Raw genomic sequence first — 22,026 nt, forward strand, 5'->3', positions numbered from 1 at the left:
ACGTAAGAAAACAGTGGATAGGATAATAACAATTTTTCTTTAAAAAAAAATAAAATATTAGTCAAAAATTGTCGTTTACATGGTATCATAAATACAAATATATAACCTTTACATATTATATGTATGTTGAAATAAATTTGGTCGGTGTAGGAACAGGGGGCTTCAAATGAATTACATAATCGGAATAGTAGGCATTTTGATCTGCCTATTTGCAGCAGGATATTTTATTAGAAGAAAATATTACGGGATTGTAGATGAGCTTGAAAGCTGGAAAATCGATATTATGAATCGGCCGGTGTTGACTGAGCTTTCTAAGGTAAAGAAGCTTAACATGATAGGGCAAACGGAAGAGCTTTTTGAAAAATGGCGTGCTGATTGGGATGGAATTGTGGCAGACCAACTGCCTGAGCTAGAAGAGCTTTTGTTTGATACGGAAGAATCTATAGATAAATATAAGTTTGGAAAAGCAAAAGAACTGCAAAAAGGTATACGCGTTAAATTGGAATCAATGGAGCGCAGCATTGAGACAATGCTTGAAGAGCTTAACAATTTAATCGGCAGTGAGGAAAAAAACAGAACTGAAATAGATGCTTTGAAAGAATCTTATCGGGAGAGCAAAAAAACATTGCTCGCTCACAGACACACTTTCGGAGATACAGAAAGTAAAATTGAAGAGATGCTGCAGGAAACTGCTGTTAAGTTAAAAGAATACGAGGAAAAAACAGATAATGGTGATTATCTGGAAGCTCGAGAGATTATTCATGCGATTGAAAAGCTTACAGAAAATATCCGCTATTTAATTGAGAATATTCCTCCGTTGCTGATTGAGTGTCAAACGAAGCTACCTGAACAGCTTAATAATCTGAAGGAAGGCTATGCAGATATGCTCGAACAAGGCTTCATTCTCGAACATATTCAGCTTGAAGCAGAAGTGGCGGAAATTGAAGAAGAGCTAGAACAAAGCAAGGAATTGCTTAATGATGGCAAAATAGAGCAAGTTCAGGCTATCATAGCAGAAATACAGGAGAAATTAGATCTTTTATATGACTTGCTTGAAAAAGAAGTGATGGCAAGGAACTATTGGAATAAGAATTTAGATCCTGCAAAAGCAATTCTGCATGAAATTAAGGCTGGCAATACTCGTCTTCAAGAGGAGGTTTCCTTGCTGCAAAGAAGCTATAATTTGAATGATGAGGATCTGGAGCTGCAATTTAAGCTCGATAAACGTTTGAAGCTGTTATATAAACAATATGAAGTGCTTGAGCATAAGCTTTTAACAGAGTCTGCTGCACATACTATTTTGAGTGAAGAACTAAAAAGTCTCAAACAACAGTTGGAGAGTGCATCACAGGAACAGGAAGAGCTGTTTGATAAGCTCCATGCTTTACGAAAAGATGAAGTTATTGCACAAGAAAAAATGACAGAACTCTCCAAACAAATGGCAAATGCGATGAGGATGGTTGCTAACAGTAACTTGCCAGGTGTTACTTCTGAATATAATGAACTGGCAGAAGAGACACAGGCAGCAATCGCGAAATTAAAGGTCGTACTGCAGGAAGCACCGCTAGACATGCCGACAGTTCAGCAATTGGCTGATCATGCAGAGCAAGTAACAATAGCGCTTGTGAATGCTACAGAGGAACTAGTTGAAACAGTGCTACTCGCAGAGAAGGTTATTCAATACGGAAATAGATACCGTCGCAAATACCCGCAGGTGGAAAATTCACTTGCAGAAGCAGAAATGCTATTCCGTAAATACAGATATAAAGAAGCATTAGAGCATGCGGCAGCAGCTGTTGACGAAATCGAACCTGGCAGCATCCAAAGAATGGAAGCATGGGTTGCTGATTTGAGAGAAAAGGAATTGAAGTAATGAAAAGATAGCCTTGCAAGGCTATCTTTTTTTTTGCAGATTGCTCCACTTATTTTAAGTAGAGGCATAGCTCTACTATATTTTCAAATAATGCTTACTATGATACCATAAAGTGCTGGAGTTCTTATTTAGGAGGGGCTTATGATATATTTAGATAATAGTGCTACAACAAAGCCGTTTCCAGAAGTGATTGAATCATATACAGCAGTTGCAGCAAACTACTTTGGTAATCCCTCTTCCATTCATCGGTTGGGGATGGAAGCAGAAAAGCTTTTAATGCAAGCGAGGGCACAGATTGCCGCAATCTTAGAGGTTAAACCGAGTGAAATATACTTCACTTCTGGCGGGACAGAAGGAAACAATATGGCTTTAAAAGGAGCTTCAAGCTTTTATAAGACAAGAGGAAAACATATTATCACGACAAGGATTGAGCATGATTCAATAAAAAGGGTGATGGAGCAGCTTGAGCAGGATGGTTTCACTATTACCTATCTTCCAGTTGATGAACAAGGCTTTGTAGCTGTCGATGATATAAAAAAACATATACAAAATGATACAATCCTAGTGTCAATTATGCATGTCAATAATGAAACAGGAGCAATCCAGGAGATTGCCGCAATTGGGGAGCTTTTAAAACAATATCCAAAGATTCTTTTTCATGTCGACGGTGTACAAGCTGTTGGGAAAACACCTTTTTCATTTAAGGATCATCATATAGATTTATATACTATGTCTGCCCATAAATTTCATGGCTTAAAGGGTAATGGCATTTTGTACGCAAAAGAAGGCCTGCTCTTGTCCCCCTTGCTTGCTGGAGGAGGACAAGAGCGTAATATGCGCAGCGGGACTGAAAATGTGGCAGGGGCTGTGTCTACAGCTAAAGCTTTAAGAATGCAGATGGAAAACTACAAAATGCATTTTAGCAAAATGCAAGAGCTTAATAAGTTTATCCGTAAACAATTGGAAAGCATGGACAGAACAATAGTCCATTCTCCTGTTCAAAGTGTCCCGCATATTATTAACTTTTCGGCAGAAGGGATTAAGGCTGAGGTACTAATTCATGCACTTGAAGAAAAGGGTATCTTTATCTCGACAACAAGTGCGTGTTCATCAAAGATAAACACAGTAAGTAAAACATTATTGGCAATGGGTGTGCCTGAGCATATTGCAGAAAGCTCTTTTCGAATTAGTTTAGCTTATGAAAATAATAAAAAAGAGCTGGAAGAAGCGATGACTGTATTAAAGGAAACTATCCATTGGCTAAGAGGGGTTATGAATAAATGAAGTATGATCGTATATTAATACGCTATGGTGAGCTTTCTACTAAAGGGAAAAATAGAAAGAAATTCGTTGATAAATTAAGAAACTCTATTGCAGATGCATTAAGCAGCTTTTCAGGAATCAAAATAGACGGACAGCGGGATCGTATGTATGTTGTTCTAAATGGGAATGAAGCAGATGCTGTCGTTCATTCTTTGAAAAACATTTTTGGAATTCAGTCCTTTAGTCCTGCTATTAAGGTGGAAAGAGATTTAGAAGTCCTAAAAGATGCAGCATTAGAGCTTGTCACTTCTATCTATAAGGATGGAAATACGTTTAAAGTGAGTGCCCGCAGATCAGATAAAACCTTTTCTCTTGATACAAATGAATTAAATCACTTTTTTGGTTCTCATATTCTAAAGAATATCCCTGGTATTAAGGTGGATGTCAAAAATCCAGATATTACACTTCAGGTTGAAGTAAGAAGTGAAGCTGTTTATCTATCGAGCGAAAACTTTGCTGGTGCAGGCGGTTTGCCGACAGGTGCTAGCGGAAAAGCGGTACTTATGCTGTCAGGAGGGCTAGACAGTCCTGTAGCAGGTTACTTGTCCATGAAGAGGGGGCTTGAATTGGAGGGAGTACACTTCTTTAGTCCTCCATTTACTAGTGAAAGAGCAAAGCAAAAGGTAGTGGACATCGGTAATGTTCTTGCCTCTATGAATGGAAAGTTTGTTCTTCACATTGTGCCCTTTACAGAAATTCAGCAGTTAATTCATAAACAAATTCCAGAAAACTATACGATGACTGCAACAAGAAGATTAATGCTGCGCATAACGGATGAAATCAGAAGAAGACAAGAAGCACTAGCAATCATTACAGGGGAAAGCGTTGGTCAGGTTGCAAGCCAGACTCTTGAAAGCATGTACGCAATTAATGCTGTCACAAGTACACCTATTATTCGCCCGTTAGTTACATCTGACAAAGGAGATATTGTAGATATTGCGAAGCAAATTGGCACATATGATATTTCCATTAGACCGTACGAAGATTGCTGTACAGTATTTGTACCTGCTTCTCCAAAAACAAAACCAAAGAAAGAAAAGGTTGAGTTTTACGAAAGCTTTGTTGATTTTGAGCCAATGATTAAAGAGGCTGTCGATAAAGTAGAAACAATCGTATTAACTGGTAAACAAGAAAATAACAGCTTAATGGACAGTTTATTTTAATAATAGGATTAAAAATAAAGTGTTTATGAATTTATTGTGAACAATTACCAAAAATTAAAGTGAATGAAGTCCATGTGTATTACACATTCTATTATCAACAAGGAGGTGATACACATGGCAAACAACAACAGCAGCAACAACTTAGTAGTACCAGGAGCTGAACAAGCTCTTGAACAAATGAAATACGAAATCGCTTCAGAATTTGGCGTTAACTTAGGTGCAGAAACAACTGCTCGCGCTAACGGTTCTGTTGGTGGTGAAATCACAAAACGTCTAGTTCAAATGGCTGAACAGCAATTTGGCGGATACCAAAAATAATAAATAATATGGCGTAAGAGATGAGGCGATTGCCTCATCTCTTTTTTTGACGCTATTAGCTCTAAAAATGAAATATTTTAAAAATCAGAGAGTTAGTAGTATAATGACATAAGAATTTTTTATAGCCTAATTACTAGGGGGAAATGACATGAGTCGAGAAGAATTATTGGCTCCGGAAATATACAACTTTGTTTCCGAGATCGAGAAGTTTGCGCAAAACAAAGAAAGACTTGCATTGCGCTGGGAAAATGAAAATGGAGATAAGCAGGAAATTACATACAGCCACCTTTTGCAGCAAGCAAATAAAGTGGGAAATGTCTTTAAAGCTGCAGGTCTAAAAAAAGGGGATGTTGTATTAGTCATTGTACCAAGGCTAATTGAAGCATACCAAGTATACATAGCTGCATTAAAATTAGGCTTGACGATCTTGCCGAGCTCTGAAATGCTGCGAGCAAAGGATTTGCAGTATAGGATTACACACGGTGAAGTAAAGGGTGTTATCAGCTATTATCCATATTTGGACGAGCTTAACAAGGTAGAAGAGGTAAGTAATCTAAAGAGATTTGTTATTGGTAAGGAAGCTGATGGCTGGGAGTATTTAGATAAAGCAGCAGACCATTCCTCAGATGAACTGGAATTGACTCAAACAAACAAGTCAGATACAGCCTTTATCTCGTATACTTCAGGCACTACCGGAAACCCAAAAGGTGTTGTACATACACATGCATGGGCATATGCACATCTTAGAACCGCTGCACCAAACTGGCTTTGTATTGAAGAAGGAGACTTAGTTTGGGCAACTGCAGGACCTGGTTGGCAAAAATGGGTATGGAGCCCGCTTCTTTCTGTACTTGGATCTGGAGCAGTAGGCTTTGTTTATCATGGTAAGTTCGACGCTCACAAATACTTGCAGCTGCTTGAAAACTATGAAATCAATGTGTTGTGCTGTACTCCTACAGAATATCGCCTAATGGCAAAAGTAGAGGATATAGGTAATTTCAAGCTTCCAAGCTTAAGAAGTGCTGTGTCAGCAGGAGAACCGCTTAACAGGGAAGTAATTGACGTATTCAAGGAGCATTTCAATTTGGATGTTCGAGATGGGTATGGACAAACAGAAAATACGTTGCTGCTTGGTATTACAAAAGGAGTTTCGCTCAGACCTGGCTCAATGGGCAAGCCGACACCAGGCAATATTGTCGAAATAGTCGATGAGGATGGAATCCCATGTGCAGTAGGAGAAGTCGGAGATATCGCTGTGCATAAAGACACGCCGGCCCTTTTCAAGGAATACTTTAAAGAGCCGGAACGAACTAAACAGCAGTTTAGAGGTGACTACTACGTTACAGGTGACAGAGCGAAAAAGGATGAAGACGGCTATTTCTGGTTCGAAGGTAGAAGTGATGATATTATTATCAGTTCTGGCTATACAATCGGTCCGTTTGAGGTGGAAGATGCTCTTGTTAAGCATCCGTCAGTTAAGGAATGTGCAGTTGTCGCAAGTCCTGATCCTATCAGAGGAAATGTGGTTAAAGCATTTATCGTGCTGCGTGACGGTGTTGAGGGGACAGAAGGCTTAGTCAAAGAATTGCAAACACATGTCAAAAATTCAACTGCCCCGTATAAGTACCCGCGTAAAATTGAATTTATTGATGAGCTTCCTAAAACAGCTTCTGGAAAGACAAGAAGAGTGGAGCTTAGGGATAATGAGCTGAAAAACAAAGGTTAACTTGTTCTAAGTATGGATAAACTGGATTATTATCATCTTTCGGTTTTTGAACAATTACCTATATAAAGTTGGAAGGAATAAGCAGCATGTATGCGAAATATATACATAGCTGCTTATTTATTTAGGAGGAAAAAATGGGAACGTTATTTTATGGTGGAACGATATACACAATGAGACGTGAGGGAGAAACGGTTGGCGCTGTTTATGCAAATGGCTCATACATCATTGATTACGGAAGTGTAAAGGAACTGGAAATGAAATATGGCCAGGAGCTGACTGACCGTGTTCATTTGAAGGGCGGAGTTATGCTGCCAGGCTTTGTAGACAGCCATATGCATTTAATCGGGCATGGAGAAAGACTGATACGATTAGATCTGTCAGCATGTACCTCCAAGCAAGAAGCATTATCTCTTATTAAGAAGTCTGCAGAAAAAACAGCAGAAGGGGAATGGATTTTTGGCGGAGGCTGGAATGAAAATCTTTGGGACGATAAAACACCATTTACAAAAGAAGAATTGGATAACATAGTACCACATAATCCAATTATTTTGGATAGAATCTGCAAGCATGCAATTGCCGTTAATACAAAGGCTTTAGAGCAGGCAAAAGTAACAGGCAATACAGCAGAACCGTTTGGCGGCGTGATTGAAAAGGACGATACGGGAGCACTCACAGGTGTATTGAAGGACAAGGCACAAGAGCTTATTACAAATGCCATCCCAGAAAAAAGCGATGAATATGTAAAAAATGCTTTGCGAAAAGGCATAAAGGATGCCTACAGGCTTGGTTTAACTGGTGCCCATACAGAGGATTTGTTTTATTATCACGGCTATGAAGGAACACATCAGGCCTTCAAGCAGGTAATTGAAGAGGAAGGTCTATTGTTTCGGGCACATCTGCTAATTCATCACAGAGTATTTGCTGAAACGATAGCAGCTGCACCTCAAACTGCCTACCAATCGGGGGGAGATTGGGTGGAGCTTGGTGCGATGAAAATATTTGCGGATGGAGCCTTTGGCGGACGTACAGCACTATTAAGCAGACCATATGCTGATGATCCATCAACACAAGGTGTCTGCATCTTTACACAAACCCAGTTAGATGAGCTTGTGAAGCAGGCAAGAGACAACAACATGCCTGTAGCGGTGCATGCTATTGGTGATGAGGCCTTTGACATGGTTCTTAAGGCGATTGAAAAGCATCCATTAAAGGGATATGGCAGAGACAGGCTCATCCATGCGACAATGCTCCGTGCAGACCTGATAGAGCGCTTAAAGGGGCTTCCTCTTATACTAGATATTCAACCAAGCTTTGTTACTTCTGATTTTCCATGGGTATATGATCGACTTGGAAAGGATAATATGCAATATTGCTATGCATGGAAAACATTACTTGCAGAAGGACTTCATTGCGCCGGCGGTTCAGATGCACCAATTGAGTCTGCAGATCCTCTAGCAGGCATCTATTCAGCTGTATTAAGAACAAATCATGAGGATATAAGCGGCAATGGATATATGCCTGAGCAAGCTTTATCTGTATATGAGGCAGTGAGCTTATATACAAAAGGGAGTGCCTACGCTATATGTCATGAACAGGATAGGGGCATCATTGAAAAAGGATATCTTGCTGACTTTACTGTGCTTGATCAAGACCTGTTTGCGATAAATCATCGTGATATTCAGAACGTAAAAGTTACAAAAACAATTATTGCAAGTAAAGTCGTTTATGAAAAATAAAGATAATTGAGGCTGGGACAAATCAAAAGATAACCTTTCTAAACACGAATAATAAAATTACAACTAAAATTGAAAAATGAAGGTTGTGTCTAAATAGAATGTTGAGTTAAAGTTAGTTCGTTTCATTGCGCTGCACCCACTCGCTTTCCGCGGGGAGGTATGGAGCCTCCTCGTCTTCGCCTGCGGGTAATCATCCTTTCCTCTATTTCCCTTAGTAGTCGAGTGGCCTCCGCTCCATTCCACTAAAATTTTTAATTTTGTATTTAAACAAAAAACCTAACTATTTATCGATAGTTGATTAAGTAGTTCGGTCTTTACGCTGGTTTACATAATTATGTCCTAGTCTCTTTCTTTTTAAAAAAAGTTCGGGTTGTGAAATATCACGAATAGAATTATAATATGAAATATTTCGAAAATAGAAAGAAGAGATAAAAGATGAAGGATAATCAAACGAAAACAGGAATACTGTATGCAGCATTCGCATACTTGATTTGGGGATTGTTTCCTATTTATTGGAAGAATCTTCAAGGCGTTGGTGCCGATGAAATTTTGGCAAATCGCGTGCTATGGTCTTTTGTATTTATGGTTTTGCTTGTGACTATAACGAGAAAGTGGAAGAAGCTGGGAGAGGTGCTGTATAGCTTTAAAAAAAATAAAAAACAGGGCTTTATGCTGTTTATCGCATCTGTGCTAGTCAGCTGCAACTGGTTTATTTATATTTGGGCAGTGAATGCCAATCAAATTATTGAAACAAGTCTTGGCTATTATATTAATCCATTGGTCAGCGTTATGCTCGGTATGTTTGTATTAAAGGAAAAGTTAACGAAAGCTCAGTATGTCTCAGTTGGATTAGCAGCTATCGGAGTACTAATATTGACGATTTCCCATGGAAGCTTTCCATGGATTGCATTATCTTTAGCATTTACCTTTGGTTTGTATGGTTTGGCGAAAAAACTTATTTCCATCGATTCCGAAATAGGACTCACATTAGAAACAATGTTCATTACACCAATCGCCCTCCTTTACATAGTTTATTTATTTGTAAAGGGAGATCATGCATTTCTAGCTGGATCTTCAGGAATGGATGTGCTGCTGATGATATCTGGTGTGTTGACAGCAGTACCACTCCTCTTTTTCGCTAAAGGAGCCCAAAGGATACCGCTGTCGATGCTTGGCTTCATTCAGTACATGACACCTACCTTAACATTAATTTTAGGTGTATTTGTTTATGATGAGCCCTTCACCTCGACACATCTATTATCCTTCGTATTCATTTGGAGTGCATTAACACTTTATTCATTGTCAAAAACAAAGCTGTTTTCACAATCTAATCATGCAAAACGAAAAGATAGTGCAGAGGCCTAAGTGCTAGGAATACACAAATGAATCTTAGTAGATGATAAAAAAGGAAAAAGATGAAACATTTAGAAGTTTTATACGTAAAAAAGATAGGAATAAAGGAGGGATATATAAAAAATGAATAAAAAAAGATGGGCCGCCCTTGGAATAGCTGCATTTATATTTGCGTTTTCCATTGCTACAAGTCTAGTATCAACAGCATTAACGACTGATTTCAACAGTCTCTTTTCCGACTTAATGGCAAGCGGCAATGAGGAGTTTACAGAGGATACGCTGGAGGACGGAAATGAGTTTAATAAAATAGCCGTTCTTGAAGTAGATGGAACAATTCAGGATACTGGTGATACACAATCGATTCTGTCCTCAGCAGGATACAATCATAAGGCATTTATGAAAAAACTCGATAAAGTGAAAAATGATTCAAGCGTAAAGGGAATTATTCTTAAAGTGAACACTCCTGGCGGCGGAGTTGTGGAAAGTGCGGAAATACATGATAAAATAGTCGAAATTCAAGAAGAGGCGAAAAAGCCTGTATACGTGTCAATGGGATCAATGGCTGCTTCTGGAGGATATTATATTTCAGCTCCTGCTGATAAAATCTTTGCGAGTCCTGAAACATTAACAGGTTCATTGGGAGTTATTATGTCCGGCTATAATTTTGAGGGGCTTGCAGAAAAGTACGGTGTTGAATTTGTAACAATTAAAAGCGGCCCATACAAGGATATCATGAGCTCCACAAGGGAAATGACAGATGAAGAAAGGAATATTCTGCAGACGATGATTGACAATTCCTATGATGGCTTTGTGAAGGTAATAGCTGACGGAAGAGGCATGAAGGAAAACGAAGTTCGAAAAATCGCAGATGGCAGGATATACGATGGCAGACAAGCAAAGGATTTAAACTTAATTGATGACTTCGGTTACCTTGATGATGTTATTAACTCGATGAAAACCGATAATAACTGGAAGGATGCTATGGTTGTAAGCTATAGTGATTCTGGAGGATTTGCTTCCATGTTTGGAATGACTGCAAAAAGTCTGCTGAGCGGAGAAGAAAAAGAAATGGCCAATATACTAAAGATAGCAACAAATGCAAATTCGCCTCGGCTTATGTATTTGTATGCAGAATAGGAGGCCGGAATTATGAGTATGGATATCACAAACACAGGAGTCGATTCCCTTCATCAACATAGTGATGAACCGCCTAAAGCTTTTGATTTTAACCATTATGCTGGTTTTTGGATGAGATTTTGGGCATATTTAGTCGATATTATTATTATTACAAGCATAAACCGGATTATTATTTATCCAGTATTTCGTTTGTTCGATCTTCCCACTGAAAACACGGGCTTGTTCTCGATGATTAACATACTTACAGCCCTTGTTTTTTACTTGTACTTTGTTTTAATGACAAAATACTTTAAACAGACGTTAGGGAAAATGATTTTTGGATTAAAGGTAATACCCTTGAAAAATGAGGTATTAACATGGGATACTGTTATTTTTCGCGAGTGGATCGGCAGGTTCATATCAGCTAGCATTTGGATTCTTTATGCTGTTGTAGCCTTTCAGCCGAAAAAGCAAGGCTTGCATGACTTGTTCGCAGATACGGCTGTTGTGCATGAAAAACGAAGAAGATAATCTTATGAAAAACCTGCCAGGATGGCAGGTTTATTTTTTTTGTCTTTAACCAATAATAGTAAGGTTTGAAAGGATGTGCACATTTTGAGAGTGTTATTCATTATCGGCATCATTGCTTTATGCCTGCTGCTTTTGCTATTACTGCTTTTATTCATGAAAATTACCGTGAAAATACGATACTACCATGCAAAAGATAATGATGATCTTTCTATTGAAATTAGACTATTATTTGGCCTTATAAGAATAAAGAAGAAATTCCCGCTGATTAAAGTGGATGATAATTCACCTTCACTTGTCGTTAAGGAGGAAACGAAGGTTAAGGTTGGCGAGGATGGGCCACAACAAAAAGGTGATAAGAAGACAAAGCAATTTACGGCACAGGAATTATTAAATACCTTATCCAATACAAAAGAAATGCTGCAGCATGTTGTTGGCTTTCACCGGATTATTCGTTATTTACTCTCGAAATTTCAAATAAAAGACATAGAGTGGAGTTCCATTGTCGGTCTTGGAGATGCAGCGCATACAGGGGCTATCGCAGGGGCAGTCTGGGCAGTTAAAGGGGCCATTATCGGGATTGTAAGTAATTATATGAAAATGCAAAACATGCCTCATATACATATCTATCCACAATTTCAGCGCAATGTCTCAGAAACTTTATTTAAGTGTATGATTCGTTTTCGGCTAGGGCATGCTATGATTGCAGGAATTAAACTGGTTAAATATTGGAAAGGCGGTCTGCCTCATTTAAAAACAAATAATGAAGCGTCTGCCATCCAAAAATAATAATGCATAATGCAAATGGAGGAATAAACATGTCAGATCATCCAATACAAGGCTTAATGACAACTGCAATGGAAAACTTAAAGGAAATGATCGATGTCAATACGATTATCGGTGATCCTGTTGAAACTCCGGATGGCAGTGTTATATTGACTGTTTCCAAGGTAGGCTTCGGTTTCGCTGCAGGCGGAAGTGAATTCACACTAGAAGATCACTCTTTGGGTGATAATAGTGTTAGTAAGCATCCATTTGGTGGCGGTAGCGGTGGCGGTGTTTCCATTACACCAATTGCTTTTTTAATTGTTAACGGACAAGGTGTCAAAATGGTTCATCTTGATGAAAGCACGCACTTATATGAAAAGCTTTTGGATTTTGCTCCACAAGCTGTAGACAAAATCCAGCAAATGTTCTCTAAAAACGGAGACAGCCAGCAGCAGCAATCTTCAAGTCAACAACAGCAATCCAGCAAAAAGGAAGATATTGAATTTTAATAAAAAATAAATAGGTCTGAAACACAGCTAGGCAGTTCGTCAGGCTAGTGTTTCAGACTATTATTTTTTTAACAGACATTTTCTTTGCAAATAGGACCATATATCCGATATGATAAACAATATACATATTTATAAAACGGGAAGGATTGAGCGTAATGCCTGCAATAACATTTAAAAACAAGCCGGTCACTTTGCTTGGCAATGAAGTAAAGGTAGGAGACAAGGCTCCTGAATTCCATGTGCTTGCAAATGACATGTCTGAGGTCACGTTAGACAGCTCTAAAGGAAAGGTGCGCTTGTTCAGTGTCATCCCATCCATTGATACAGGTGTTTGCGATGCCCAAACAAGACGCTTTAATGAAGAAGCAGGAAAACTGGAAAATGTGGAAGTAATCACAGTAAGTGCAGACCTTCCTTTTGCTCAAAGAAGATGGTGCGCTAGCGCCGGAATAGACAATGTAATTACTGTCTCAGACCATAAGGACCTTTCTTTTGGCAAAGCATATGGTGTTGCAATGGAAGAGCTTCGTTTGCTTGCGAGAGCTACGTTTGTCGTGGATTCAAGTGATACTGTTACATATGTAGAGTATGTGGCAGAAGCAAGCAGTCATCCAAATTATGAAGCAGCTATTGAAGCGGCAAAAGCGGCAAAATAAGAAATAAAAAAAGTCATCGGGAAATTACATAGAAAGTCTCGAAAAGGTTTCGAGGCTTTTTCTGTGCGAATTATAAAGATAATGAAATTTACTGGAAAGACAGGTGAGGGACATGACAATTAGTCCTGTTGAACAATTATTTACTGTATTTAATGAAACAGCATCCCTGCTGCAAGAGGAATTGCAATGCACCTATTTAGAGGCATTAGCAGAAACAGGAGAAAATATATTCCAAGAAGCAATTCTGCAGGATGAATTGAGTGAGGTTACAAAGAAAAGGCTGATGAAAAGCTATGAGTCGGTTTCTTTAGATAAATTTAGCAAAGAAAATATTCGCAAAGGTTTTCAATTGTCTATTCTAAAGGGTATGAAGGAAAATACACAGCCAAACCATCAAATGACTCCAGACTCAATCGGAATGTTTATTGGTTATCTTGTTCAGAAATTTTATACAGAAAAAGAAATGCGTTTATTAGATCTGGCTGTAGGTACAGGAAATCTCTTGACTTCTGTGATCAACCAGCAGGGAGAAAAAAAAGCGGAAGCAATTGGAGTCGATATAGATGATCTGCTTCTCCAGCTTGCATTTATTAATGCTAATCTCCAGGAGCAGCCGATTGAATTTTTTAACCAAGACAGTCTTGAAAAGCTGTTTATTGACCCAGTGGATATTGTTATCAGTGATTTACCTGTCGGTTATTATCCAAATGATGTTGGTGCAAGTGAATATGAGCTTAAGGCAGAAACTGGTCATTCCTTTGCACATCATCTTTTTATTGAACAATCCATAAATCATTTAAAACCAGGTGGATTTGGGTTCTTTATGGTTCCAAATGGCTTGTTTGAAAGTGAACAGGCTCCGAAACTTCACGCTTATTTGAAAGAAGCAGTCCATATTCAAGCAATCATGCAGCTGCCATTGACATTATTTAAAAATAAACAGGCAGGAAAAAGCATTTTGATATTGCAGAAAAAAGGGGATACTATAAAAGCACCGAAGCAAGTGCTCCTTGCCAGCATTCCAAGTTTCTCGAACATGCAGGCGATGGAAAAAATTCTTGGTCAAGTTGACCAATGGCTACAGGAAAACAAGCAGTAAATGTATGGAACAAAAAAGTGACGCCAAAAGTACATCAATACCTGTTCTACTAAAAACAGCATTTGTACTAACACAGTCTGACGCTATTATATAAAAGCTTTTTCTTGTTTTTGTGGCGAAATCATGAAAAAAAACAAAAAAACAAGAAAAAAACGAAGAACTGTATCAATATAACTTGAAATGTTGCTGACACAATGTTTAAATGAGAAATTGAGAGATATTTGTCCAGTATAGTTTATATAGAAAGCTGTTCAATGTCAGATTAGCACAATAAAATGTTGTTATATAAAAGGGGAGTAAAATACTTTATGGCAAAAATTATTGCGATCAATGCAGGTAGTTCTTCACTAAAGTTCCAACTTTTTGAAATGCCAAGTGAGGAAGTAATCACTAAAGGTCTTGTCGAACGTATCGGATTAAATGAAGCTGTCTTCAATATTTCATTTAATGGTGAAAAAATCAAAGAAGTAACAGAAATTCCTGATCACGAAGTAGCAGTAACAATCCTATTGAATAAGTTAACTGAGCTTGGAATCATCAAGTCATTAGACGAAATTCAAGGTATTGGTCACCGCGTAGTTCACGGTGGAGAAGAGTTTGCTGACTCAGCATTAATTACAGATGAAGTATTAGAGAAAATTGACAATTTGTCAGAATTAGCACCACTTCACAACCCTGCTAACTTAACAGGAATTCGTGCATTCCAAAACGTTCTTCCTGAAGTTCCAGCTGTTGCTGTTTTTGATACTGCTTTCCATCAAACAATGCCTGAAAGCTCATATCTATACAGCCTTCCGTATGAGTATTATGAAAAATACGGCATTCGTAAATACGGTTTCCATGGAACAAGTCATAAATATGTTTCACAACGTGCTGCAGAAATGCTTGGTCGTCCAATTGACCAGCTTCGCCTGATTTCTTGTCACTTAGGAAATGGTGCAAGTATTGCTGCAATTGAAGGCGGTAAATCAATCGATACTTCAATGGGCTTCACACCACTTGCTGGTGTAACAATGGGAACACGTTCAGGAAACATTGACCCTGCCTTAATTCCATATATTATGGAAAAAACAGATCAGTCTGCAGATGAAGTATTGCAAGTATTGAACAAAAAGAGCGGATTGCTTGGAATTTCCGGATTCTCAAGTGACCTTCGCGATATTACAGAACAAGCTCAAGCTGGCAACGAGCGTGCAGAATTGGCGTTAACTGTTTTTGCTGAGCATATTCATAAGTATATCGGTTCATACGCTTCTGGAATGAATGGTGTAGATGCAATCATCTTCACAGCTGGTATCGGAGAAAACAGTGAAGTTGTTCGTGCAAGAGTACTTCAAGGACTTGAGTTCATGGGAGTTTATTGGGATCAGTCACTTAATAAGATCTCTGGTGAAGAATCATTCATCAACTACCCACACTCTCCAGTAAAAGTTATGGTCATTCCGACTAACGAAGAAGTAATGATTGCCCGCGATGTAACAAGAATCGCAAGCGTGTAACCATTACTAATAAAAAGACAATTCTTTGCAATGCAAAGGATTGTCTTTTTTTAGTTTAGGCCGATTCAAATGGTATACTAAACAGTGGGATTACATTTAATAGGGCTGGTACATAGAAAGGAGTCAATTTATGCTGACTTATAGGGAAGAAGAAGTGCTTAAGGAATTGTCCGAGTGGGAGAGAGTACTTTTTTCGTATGATAAGACCGATTTGGAAAGCTTATATGAGAAGTATGTGAGAAAAAGCATGTCGTTTTTGGAAGAAAGTAAGTGGGCTGAACTTTATTCCATCGTTGATAGTTCCTTGTTCCATGCATATACAATGCTTCTAAGCTCCAGCCTTCATGAAAACTCCAATGAACGAATGCTCTCAACAGCAAGAATTTTTAATGAAAATATCACAGACATAACAGATATGAAGAAACTGACAATTGATCAGCTCCATTTTATTGGCCAGCAGCAAATGGCAAAAAATCGTCTTTATGCGTGTTTTCAAGGAGGTATCGCTGGAACAGGAGGTATCGCTGCAGCTGCAACTGACTTTTTAGCATTAATGGTGATTAATATACGCTTTTGTCAGCAAACCTCTGCCCTTTTTGGTTCACCAGGCAATACGCCGACAGAAATAATGACAGCATTAAAGGTGCTCCACGGCGCATGCCTGCCAAAAAGACTTCAAGGAAGGGCATGGGCAGAGCTGATGGAAGAAATGGAAAGGCCTAGTAATTACTTTTATGAGGGCACAGAAAATGTTGCCAGCAATGAGACGGTAGAGGTCATGCTGCAGCAGACAATGAAGATGTTTTTTATTTTTCTTTTTGGCAAAAAAACATACAAAAAAATGCCATTTGTCAGTATGCTGATCGGTGCAGGAGCTAACTATCAATATACGAAAAAAATAACTGAATTTTCCTATAAGTATTATCAAAGACGTTATTTATATGAAAAGCTGCAGGGCGGGACTAATTAGGGAGGAAAAAGACTTTGAACATTAACGAACATACGAACAAAAAATATACCCATATCGCATGTAAAGTGATTACAATAAGTGACACAAGAACAGAAGCAGATGACAAAAGCGGAAAAATGATAATCGATCTGCTTGAATCTGCAGGTCATCAGGTAGTGAATTATGTCATCATTAAGGATGAAAAAACAGAAATCCAACGAGAACTGACAGACGCAGCCGCAGTGGAAGCGATTATATTAAATGGTGGAACAGGTATTTCCGAAAGGGATGTTACGATTGAAGCAGTCAAACCATTATTAACGAAGGAAATTAGCGGGTTTGGAGAGCTGTTTAGAATGCTAAGCTACACAGAGGATATTGGCCCTGCAGCAATGCTGTCTAGAGCGATTGCTGGAACGCTTGGAAGTCGTGTAGTTTTTGCAATGCCTGGTTCGACAGGTGCTGTAAAGCTAGGGATGAAAAAGCTGGTGCTCCCTGAGCTGACTCATATTGTGAGCGAGCTTCATAAGTAATCGGAACTTCTGAATAAGATCTTGCATAAAAGGGAGGGAAACCTCCTTTTTTTTGAGTGGTTTTTATTAGGTTGAAAATTCTAATTCTTCTGAACTAACAACGAACTAAAGATAGTGCAACTGCTTATGTGGAACAGGTGTGAGGCTGATATTATAAATATAAATTTTTTTGTATTTTTATAGAATTAAAGCTTGATATTCTAAAAGAAAGTTGTTAAAGTGATTAATATAGTTTTTGAATAAAAATATAAATAAATGAATAAATATTCGTATATATAGGAGGAAAAACGCTCATGGCGAATCCAAAAATTGTTTTAGCATATTCAGGTGGTTTAGATACATCGGTAGCAATCAAATGGCTTCAGGATCAAGGGTATGATGTTGTTGCTTGCTGTCTTGACGTAGGGGAAGGCAAGGACTTGAAATTCGTTCAAGAAAAAGCTATATCTGTTGGAGCGGTTCAATCATATGTAATTGATGCAAAAGAAGAGTTTGCACAGGAGTTTGCTTTAGTGGCAATGCAGGCACACACTTTATATGAAGGTAAGTATCCTCTTGTGTCTGCTCTTTCAAGACCGTTGATTGCTAAAAAACTAGTAGAAGTGGCAGAAAAAGAAAATGCAGTTGCAGTAGCACACGGATGCACAGGGAAAGGAAATGACCAAGTACGTTTCGAGGTTTCTATCCAAGCCCTTAACCCGAACCTAAAAGTGTTGGCGCCAGTGCGTGAATGGGGTTGGTCTCGTGAGGAAGAGATTGAATATGCAAAAGAAAAAAACATTCCAATTCCAATCAATTTAGACAGCCCATTCTCTATTGACCAAAACTTATGGGGACGCAGCAATGAGTGCGGTATTTTGGAAGATCCATGGGCAGCACCACCAGAAGAAGCTTATGATTTAACAGTTAGCTTAGAGGATGCGCCAGATACACCAGATGTTATTGAAATTGACTTCAAAGAAGGTGTACCGGTAAGCATTGACGGTATTTCATACAAATTGTCTGATCTAATTCTTGAGTTGAATAAATTAGCTGGTAAACATGGTGTTGGCCGTATTGACCATGTTGAAAACCGCCTTGTTGGTATTAAATCTCGTGAGGTTTACGAATGCCCTGGTGCAATTACATTAATTAAGGCTCATAAAGAGCTTGAAGATATTACACTTGTTAAAGAAGTGGCTCACTTCAAACCGGTTATTGAGAAGAAAATCACTGAGGTTATTTATGAAGGCCTATGGTTCTCTCCATTGACTAAAGCTCTGCAAGCATTCTTGCAAGAAACACAAAAGAATGTAACAGGAACTGTTCGTGTGAAGCTGTTTAAAGGTCATTCCATTGTAGAAGGAAGAAAATCTCCGAACTCCTTATATGATGAAAAGCTGGCAACATACACTTCTGATGATGAGTTCGATCATGCAGCTGCAGTTGGCTTCATTAAGCTTTGGGGTCTGCCAACAAAGGTGCAAAGCATTGTGGAAAACAATAAGAAGGTGACAGTGTGAAGAAATTATGGGGAGGCAGATTTACAAAATCTGCAGAAGAATGGGTAGACGAATTCGGTGCATCCATCTCCTTTGATCAAGAGCTTGTCCTTGAAGATATTGACGGAAGCATTGCCCATGTGGCAATGCTTTCTGAAACAGGAATCATATCTTCAGAGGAAGCGGAAAAAATCAAGGCTGGATTGCTTCTTTTGAAAGAAAAGGCAGAAAAGGAAGAGCTGGAATTCTCTGTGAAGCTGGAGGATATTCATTTAAATCTTGAAAGTCAGCTTACGGAACTGATTGGTCCTGTTGGCGGGAAGCTTCACACAGGAAGAAGCCGTAACGACCAGGTTGCAACAGATATGCATTTATATTTGCGCAAGCAAGTGCAAAGCATTATTTCTTTGTTGGAGGAGCTTCAGGGAGCATTGCTTGAAAAGGCTGAAGCTAACATCGAGACAATCATGCCGGGATATACACATTTGCAAAGAGCACAGCCAATTTCCTTCGCTCATCATTTAATGGCTTATTTCTGGATGTTTGAAAGAGACAAGGCTAGATATGTGGAAAACTTAAGCCGTGTTAATGTATCTCCACTTGGGGCAGGAGCCTTAGCTGGTACAACCTTCCCGATAGACCGTTACAAAACGGCAGAGCTGCTGGAATTTGGCAGTATCTATGAGAACAGTATGGATGCCGTTAGTGATCGTGATTTTATTTTGGAATTTTTATCAACAAGCAGTATCTTGATGATGCATCTTTCTAGATTCAGTGAAGAAATCATTCTTTGGTCAAGTCAGGAGTTCAAATTCATAGAATTGGATGACAGCTTCTCGACAGGCAGCAGCATTATGCCACAAAAGAAAAATCCTGATATGGCTGAGTTGATTAGAGGAAAAACAGGCAGAGTATACGGAAACCTTATGGGTCTGTTAACTGTATTAAAAGGACTTCCGCTTGCTTACAACAAGGATATGCAGGAAGATAAAGAAGGTATGTTTGATACAGTAAAAACAGTTGTAGGTTCCTTAAAGATTTTTGCTGGCATGGTGCAAACAATGAAGGTGCAGACAGATACAATGGAGCAAGCAACAAAAAATGACTTTTCAAATGCAACAGAGCTTGCTGATTATTTATCAGATAAAGGCATGCCATTTAGAGAAGCACATGAGGTTGTTGGGAAATTAGTATTGCATTGTGTACAAAAACAGTGTTTCTTGGCAGATTTGCCGCTTGAAGAACTTCAAGCAGCAAGCTCACTGTTTGAAGGGGACATATATGATGTACTAAATCCGCGAACTGCCGTTCAAAGAAGAAACAGTGCTGGTGGAACAGGATTCCTGCAAGTAGAACAAGCTATACAAAAAGCAAAAAAATGCCTGGAACCGCTAGTAAAGGCATAACGAAAAGAGGCATCCAATTTGGAATGCCTCCTTTTTCATATTCCGTTCCTTACGATTAAGACATCACATGGTGCATTACGGGCAATACCTTCAGAAACGCTTCCGATAATAAACCGTTCGACCGTATTTAATCCAGTAGCACCACAGATAATCAAGTCTGCATTATATTTTTCAGCGATTTCCCTTGGAATTACGGCTCTTGGTGAACCGAATTCAATGGCCTTTTCCACGTCCGACAATCCGGCTCGCTCAGCCTTTCTTGTATACTTATCCATTAATTCCTTAGCAAACTCGTCTGCTTTGGAAGCAACGGACTGATCAAATGCCGCAACTGTAGCGAAAGAACGAGTGTCAATAACATGTGCTAAAATAAGCTCAGCATCGTTTTCCACTGCAATAGAAACAGCCTTTTCAAATGCCTTTTCCCCTTGCTCTGAACCGTCGACGGCAACAATGATTTTCTTATAAGCCAATCCCATATTAACAGCCTCCTTTTACTCTCTCTCTTAATTATATACCCACTGCTTGCATAACATTAACGTTAAAATGTAACAATAAAAAGGCATTTCAGGAACAGGAGGGGACAGCCATCATGAGGGACACAAAGGGAAACACAAACCTTGATTATGATGAAAACGGCCATTTAGAAGTAACGGCACAAGTGATGGACGCTTATAATGACGGCGCCATTGACAACTTAATCATCCGCAGTCAAGAGGAAAAATAGACAAAAAAAACTGACTCAAACTCCGTTGTCATACGGTCATTTGAGTCAGCCCCTCTATTATGAAATGACCTGAAGCTCCTTCGGAAACTTCGTCAATATTTCAACACCATCTTCTGTAACATAAACATCATCTTCAATTCTAACTCCAGCAACATTCGGTACATAAATACCCGGCTCAATTGTGTAAACCATGCCAGTCTTCAGAACAAGCGGATTTGTTGAAGTTAGAGATGGATACTCATGAACACTGATGCCGAGTCCATGTCCAAGACGATGGGGGAAGTATTCTCCAAACCCTGCATCTTTAATGACATTGCGTGCTGCAAGATCTATATCCATGCATTTTGCTCCAGGCTTTGATGCATCAAGAGCAGCAAGCTGTGCCTTTAAAACAGTGTCATATATATTTTTTTGGTCATCATTAATATCGCCATACGCTACCGTTCTAGTAATATCTGAACAATATCCGTCAACGACAACCCCTAAATCAAACAGAACTAAATCTCCTTTTTTGATCTTCGTACTGCCAGGGTTTCCATGTGGAGAAGCTCCGTTTTTACCTGTTAGCACCATTGTTGAAAAGGACATTTTGCCAATACCTTTTTTCTTCAGTTCATATTCAATTGCTGCCAAAACTTCCATTTCTGTTTTGCCTTCGGCAATCTCACTGCAGCCAACCTCAATCGCATAATCGGCCCATTTACAAGCTTCACGAATTTTTGCAAGCTCCTGCTCTGATTTCACCATTCTTACTTCATTGAGCTTTTCCTCTGCCGGGAGAAAGCCTTCAACTGCAGGGAAATATTGCTTTAAAGCTTCATAGCGCTGAACGTTCATATGTTCCTTTTCAACGGCAATCCTTTTTGCTGAAGCTTTTTTTGCTACCTTTTCTTGAATTGCTTCCCAAGGATTATCGGTATCGCTATAGCCGATGATGTCATATTGCCAGCCAGCATTTCTTGCATCATTTTGCTCCATTGCTGGACAGACAAGGATAGGCTCTTCCTTCGGAAAAAGAATAAGAGCTAATAGACGTTCATGTGGGTCACTGTAAAATCCGCTTAAATAAAAAATATTATCTGTTGATGTCAAGAAAGTAAAATCAATCGCTTCCTGCTCCATCCATGTTGAAATTTCCTTTAATTGTCTTTCCAAGGAATTATTCCTCCTTTATATACAAGCATTTACTATTAAATATCACTAATAAGATTATCAACAACTCCATTGCTTGTAAACCTTTAGCAGCTCGAAATAATTATTGTT

The 22,026-nt window shown here is 38.8% G+C and carries 21 protein-coding genes; 19 read left to right on the top strand and 2 right to left on the bottom strand.

Annotation, left to right across the window (positions count from 1 at the left end; translation table 11 throughout):
* The first annotated feature begins 166 nt into the window (after positions 1-166).
* The 18 genes from ezrA (at position 167) to argH (ending at position 20,036) form a co-directional block, all read left to right on the top strand.
* On the top strand, positions 167-1,873 hold the full coding sequence (ezrA, locus tag NQZ71_RS06835) for a septation ring formation regulator EzrA (RefSeq protein WP_144456622.1): 1,707 nt from the start codon (positions 167-169) through the stop codon (positions 1,871-1,873).
* A 141-nt stretch (positions 1,874-2,014) separates the two neighbouring features.
* Positions 2,015-3,157 (top strand): cysteine desulfurase family protein, encoded by a 1,143-nt coding sequence (locus NQZ71_RS06840; RefSeq protein ID WP_317011558.1) that lies wholly within the window; start codon positions 2,015-2,017, stop codon positions 3,155-3,157.
* Entirely contained in the window at positions 3,154-4,359 is a 1,206-nt protein-coding gene (gene thiI / locus NQZ71_RS06845; RefSeq protein ID WP_260056020.1) for a tRNA uracil 4-sulfurtransferase ThiI, read from the top strand. The genes NQZ71_RS06840 and thiI overlap by 4 nt, the downstream gene beginning before the upstream one ends.
* A gap of 114 nt (positions 4,360-4,473) precedes the next feature.
* A complete protein-coding gene (locus NQZ71_RS06850) occupies positions 4,474-4,677 on the top strand; it encodes an alpha/beta-type small acid-soluble spore protein (protein WP_127737003.1) in 204 nt (67 codons plus the stop codon).
* Positions 4,678-4,825: 148 nt separating this feature from the next.
* The gene (gene mbcS / locus NQZ71_RS06855) at positions 4,826-6,403 is read left to right on the top strand and encodes an acyl-CoA synthetase MbcS (protein ID WP_317011559.1); all 1,578 of its coding nucleotides are present in this window, start codon (positions 4,826-4,828) and stop codon (positions 6,401-6,403) included.
* Between the two features lie 134 nt (positions 6,404-6,537).
* Positions 6,538-8,139 carry an amidohydrolase gene (locus NQZ71_RS06860; RefSeq protein ID WP_317011560.1) on the top strand — a complete coding sequence of 534 codons (1,602 nt, stop codon included), beginning with the start codon at positions 6,538-6,540 and terminating at the stop codon, positions 8,137-8,139.
* Positions 8,140-8,574: 435 nt separating this feature from the next.
* Positions 8,575-9,504, top strand: a complete 930-nt coding sequence (gene rarD / locus NQZ71_RS06865; protein WP_144456612.1) for an EamA family transporter RarD — start codon at positions 8,575-8,577, stop codon at positions 9,502-9,504.
* A gap of 111 nt (positions 9,505-9,615) precedes the next feature.
* A complete protein-coding gene (gene sppA / locus NQZ71_RS06870; RefSeq protein WP_144456610.1) occupies positions 9,616-10,629 on the top strand; it encodes a signal peptide peptidase SppA in 1,014 nt (337 codons plus the stop codon).
* Positions 10,630-10,647: 18 nt separating this feature from the next.
* Positions 10,648-11,139 carry an RDD family protein gene (locus tag NQZ71_RS06875; protein WP_375545200.1) on the top strand — a complete coding sequence of 164 codons (492 nt, stop codon included), beginning with the start codon at positions 10,648-10,650 and terminating at the stop codon, positions 11,137-11,139.
* Positions 11,140-11,229: 90 nt separating this feature from the next.
* On the top strand, positions 11,230-11,925 hold the full coding sequence (locus NQZ71_RS06880; RefSeq protein WP_260053824.1) for a DUF2953 domain-containing protein: 696 nt from the start codon (positions 11,230-11,232) through the stop codon (positions 11,923-11,925).
* Between the two features lie 29 nt (positions 11,926-11,954).
* Positions 11,955-12,413, top strand: coding sequence for a GerW family sporulation protein (ytfJ, locus tag NQZ71_RS06885; protein WP_127737011.1), 459 nt, complete (start codon positions 11,955-11,957; stop codon positions 12,411-12,413).
* Between the two features lie 155 nt (positions 12,414-12,568).
* Complete coding sequence (gene tpx, locus NQZ71_RS06890) at positions 12,569-13,069, top strand: thiol peroxidase (RefSeq protein WP_144456606.1); 501 nt, start codon at positions 12,569-12,571, stop codon at positions 13,067-13,069.
* Positions 13,070-13,181: 112 nt separating this feature from the next.
* Positions 13,182-14,168 (top strand): class I SAM-dependent methyltransferase, encoded by a 987-nt coding sequence (locus NQZ71_RS06895; RefSeq protein WP_144456604.1) that lies wholly within the window; start codon positions 13,182-13,184, stop codon positions 14,166-14,168.
* Between the two features lie 308 nt (positions 14,169-14,476).
* Entirely contained in the window at positions 14,477-15,667 is a 1,191-nt protein-coding gene (locus tag NQZ71_RS06900; RefSeq protein ID WP_127737017.1) for an acetate kinase, read from the top strand.
* A 130-nt stretch (positions 15,668-15,797) separates the two neighbouring features.
* Positions 15,798-16,637: an EcsC family protein gene (locus NQZ71_RS06905; RefSeq protein ID WP_144456601.1), complete on the top strand. Its 840-nt coding sequence runs from the start codon at positions 15,798-15,800 to the stop codon at positions 16,635-16,637.
* A 14-nt stretch (positions 16,638-16,651) separates the two neighbouring features.
* Positions 16,652-17,149, top strand: coding sequence for a MogA/MoaB family molybdenum cofactor biosynthesis protein (locus NQZ71_RS06910; protein WP_260053711.1), 498 nt, complete (start codon positions 16,652-16,654; stop codon positions 17,147-17,149).
* 293 nt (positions 17,150-17,442) lie between these two features.
* Positions 17,443-18,651, top strand: a complete 1,209-nt coding sequence (locus tag NQZ71_RS06915; RefSeq protein ID WP_144456597.1) for an argininosuccinate synthase — start codon at positions 17,443-17,445, stop codon at positions 18,649-18,651.
* The gene (gene argH, locus NQZ71_RS06920) at positions 18,648-20,036 is read left to right on the top strand and encodes an argininosuccinate lyase (protein ID WP_144456595.1); all 1,389 of its coding nucleotides are present in this window, start codon (positions 18,648-18,650) and stop codon (positions 20,034-20,036) included. The genes NQZ71_RS06915 and argH overlap by 4 nt, the downstream gene beginning before the upstream one ends.
* Positions 20,037-20,071: 35 nt before the next feature.
* Here argH and NQZ71_RS06925 read toward each other — a convergent pair whose 3' ends face one another.
* Positions 20,072-20,515 carry a universal stress protein gene (locus NQZ71_RS06925; protein ID WP_144456593.1) on the bottom strand — a complete coding sequence of 148 codons (444 nt, stop codon included), beginning with the start codon at positions 20,513-20,515 and terminating at the stop codon, positions 20,072-20,074.
* Between the two features lie 113 nt (positions 20,516-20,628).
* Here NQZ71_RS06925 and NQZ71_RS06930 point away from each other — a divergent pair, with 113 nt between their 5' ends.
* A complete protein-coding gene (locus NQZ71_RS06930; RefSeq protein ID WP_260053712.1) occupies positions 20,629-20,763 on the top strand; it encodes a hypothetical protein in 135 nt (44 codons plus the stop codon).
* A 57-nt stretch (positions 20,764-20,820) separates the two neighbouring features.
* Here the strand turns inward: NQZ71_RS06930 and NQZ71_RS06935 are convergent, their stop codons facing one another.
* Positions 20,821-21,918, bottom strand: a complete 1,098-nt coding sequence (locus NQZ71_RS06935; RefSeq protein WP_317011561.1) for a M24 family metallopeptidase — start codon at positions 21,916-21,918, stop codon at positions 20,821-20,823.
* Between the last annotated feature and the right edge of the window lie 108 nt (positions 21,919-22,026).

This window comes from Niallia taxi (assembly GCF_032818155.1).
In the GTDB taxonomy this organism is placed as follows: Bacteria; Bacillota; Bacilli; order Bacillales; family Cytobacillaceae; genus Niallia; species Niallia taxi_A.

What these genes read in the sequence shown, in the direction of transcription:
- NQZ71_RS06875 (WP_375545200.1), top strand. Translation starts at nt 10,648, where the DNA reads ATGGATATCACAAACACAGGAGTCGATTCCCTTCATCAACATAGTGAT.
- sppA (WP_144456610.1), top strand. Translation starts at nt 9,616, where the DNA reads ATGAATAAAAAAAGATGGGCCGCCCTTGGAATAGCTGCATTTATATTT.
- NQZ71_RS06860 (WP_317011560.1), top strand. Translation starts at nt 6,538, where the DNA reads ATGGGAACGTTATTTTATGGTGGAACGATATACACAATGAGACGTGAG.
- ytfJ (WP_127737011.1), top strand. Translation starts at nt 11,955, where the DNA reads ATGTCAGATCATCCAATACAAGGCTTAATGACAACTGCAATGGAAAAC.
- ezrA (WP_144456622.1), top strand. Translation starts at nt 167, where the DNA reads ATGAATTACATAATCGGAATAGTAGGCATTTTGATCTGCCTATTTGCA.
- NQZ71_RS06840 (WP_317011558.1), top strand. Translation starts at nt 2,015, where the DNA reads ATGATATATTTAGATAATAGTGCTACAACAAAGCCGTTTCCAGAAGTG.
- thiI (WP_260056020.1), top strand. Translation starts at nt 3,154, where the DNA reads ATGAAGTATGATCGTATATTAATACGCTATGGTGAGCTTTCTACTAAA.
- rarD (WP_144456612.1), top strand. Translation starts at nt 8,575, where the DNA reads ATGAAGGATAATCAAACGAAAACAGGAATACTGTATGCAGCATTCGCA.
- NQZ71_RS06905 (WP_144456601.1), top strand. Translation starts at nt 15,798, where the DNA reads ATGCTGACTTATAGGGAAGAAGAAGTGCTTAAGGAATTGTCCGAGTGG.
- NQZ71_RS06915 (WP_144456597.1), top strand. Translation starts at nt 17,443, where the DNA reads ATGGCGAATCCAAAAATTGTTTTAGCATATTCAGGTGGTTTAGATACA.
- NQZ71_RS06925 (WP_144456593.1), bottom strand. Translation starts at nt 20,515, where the DNA reads ATGGGATTGGCTTATAAGAAAATCATTGTTGCCGTCGACGGTTCAGAG.
- NQZ71_RS06850 (WP_127737003.1), top strand. Translation starts at nt 4,474, where the DNA reads ATGGCAAACAACAACAGCAGCAACAACTTAGTAGTACCAGGAGCTGAA.
- NQZ71_RS06900 (WP_127737017.1), top strand. Translation starts at nt 14,477, where the DNA reads ATGGCAAAAATTATTGCGATCAATGCAGGTAGTTCTTCACTAAAGTTC.
- tpx (WP_144456606.1), top strand. Translation starts at nt 12,569, where the DNA reads ATGCCTGCAATAACATTTAAAAACAAGCCGGTCACTTTGCTTGGCAAT.
- NQZ71_RS06895 (WP_144456604.1), top strand. Translation starts at nt 13,182, where the DNA reads ATGACAATTAGTCCTGTTGAACAATTATTTACTGTATTTAATGAAACA.
- NQZ71_RS06930 (WP_260053712.1), top strand. Translation starts at nt 20,629, where the DNA reads ATGAGGGACACAAAGGGAAACACAAACCTTGATTATGATGAAAACGGC.
- mbcS (WP_317011559.1), top strand. Translation starts at nt 4,826, where the DNA reads ATGAGTCGAGAAGAATTATTGGCTCCGGAAATATACAACTTTGTTTCC.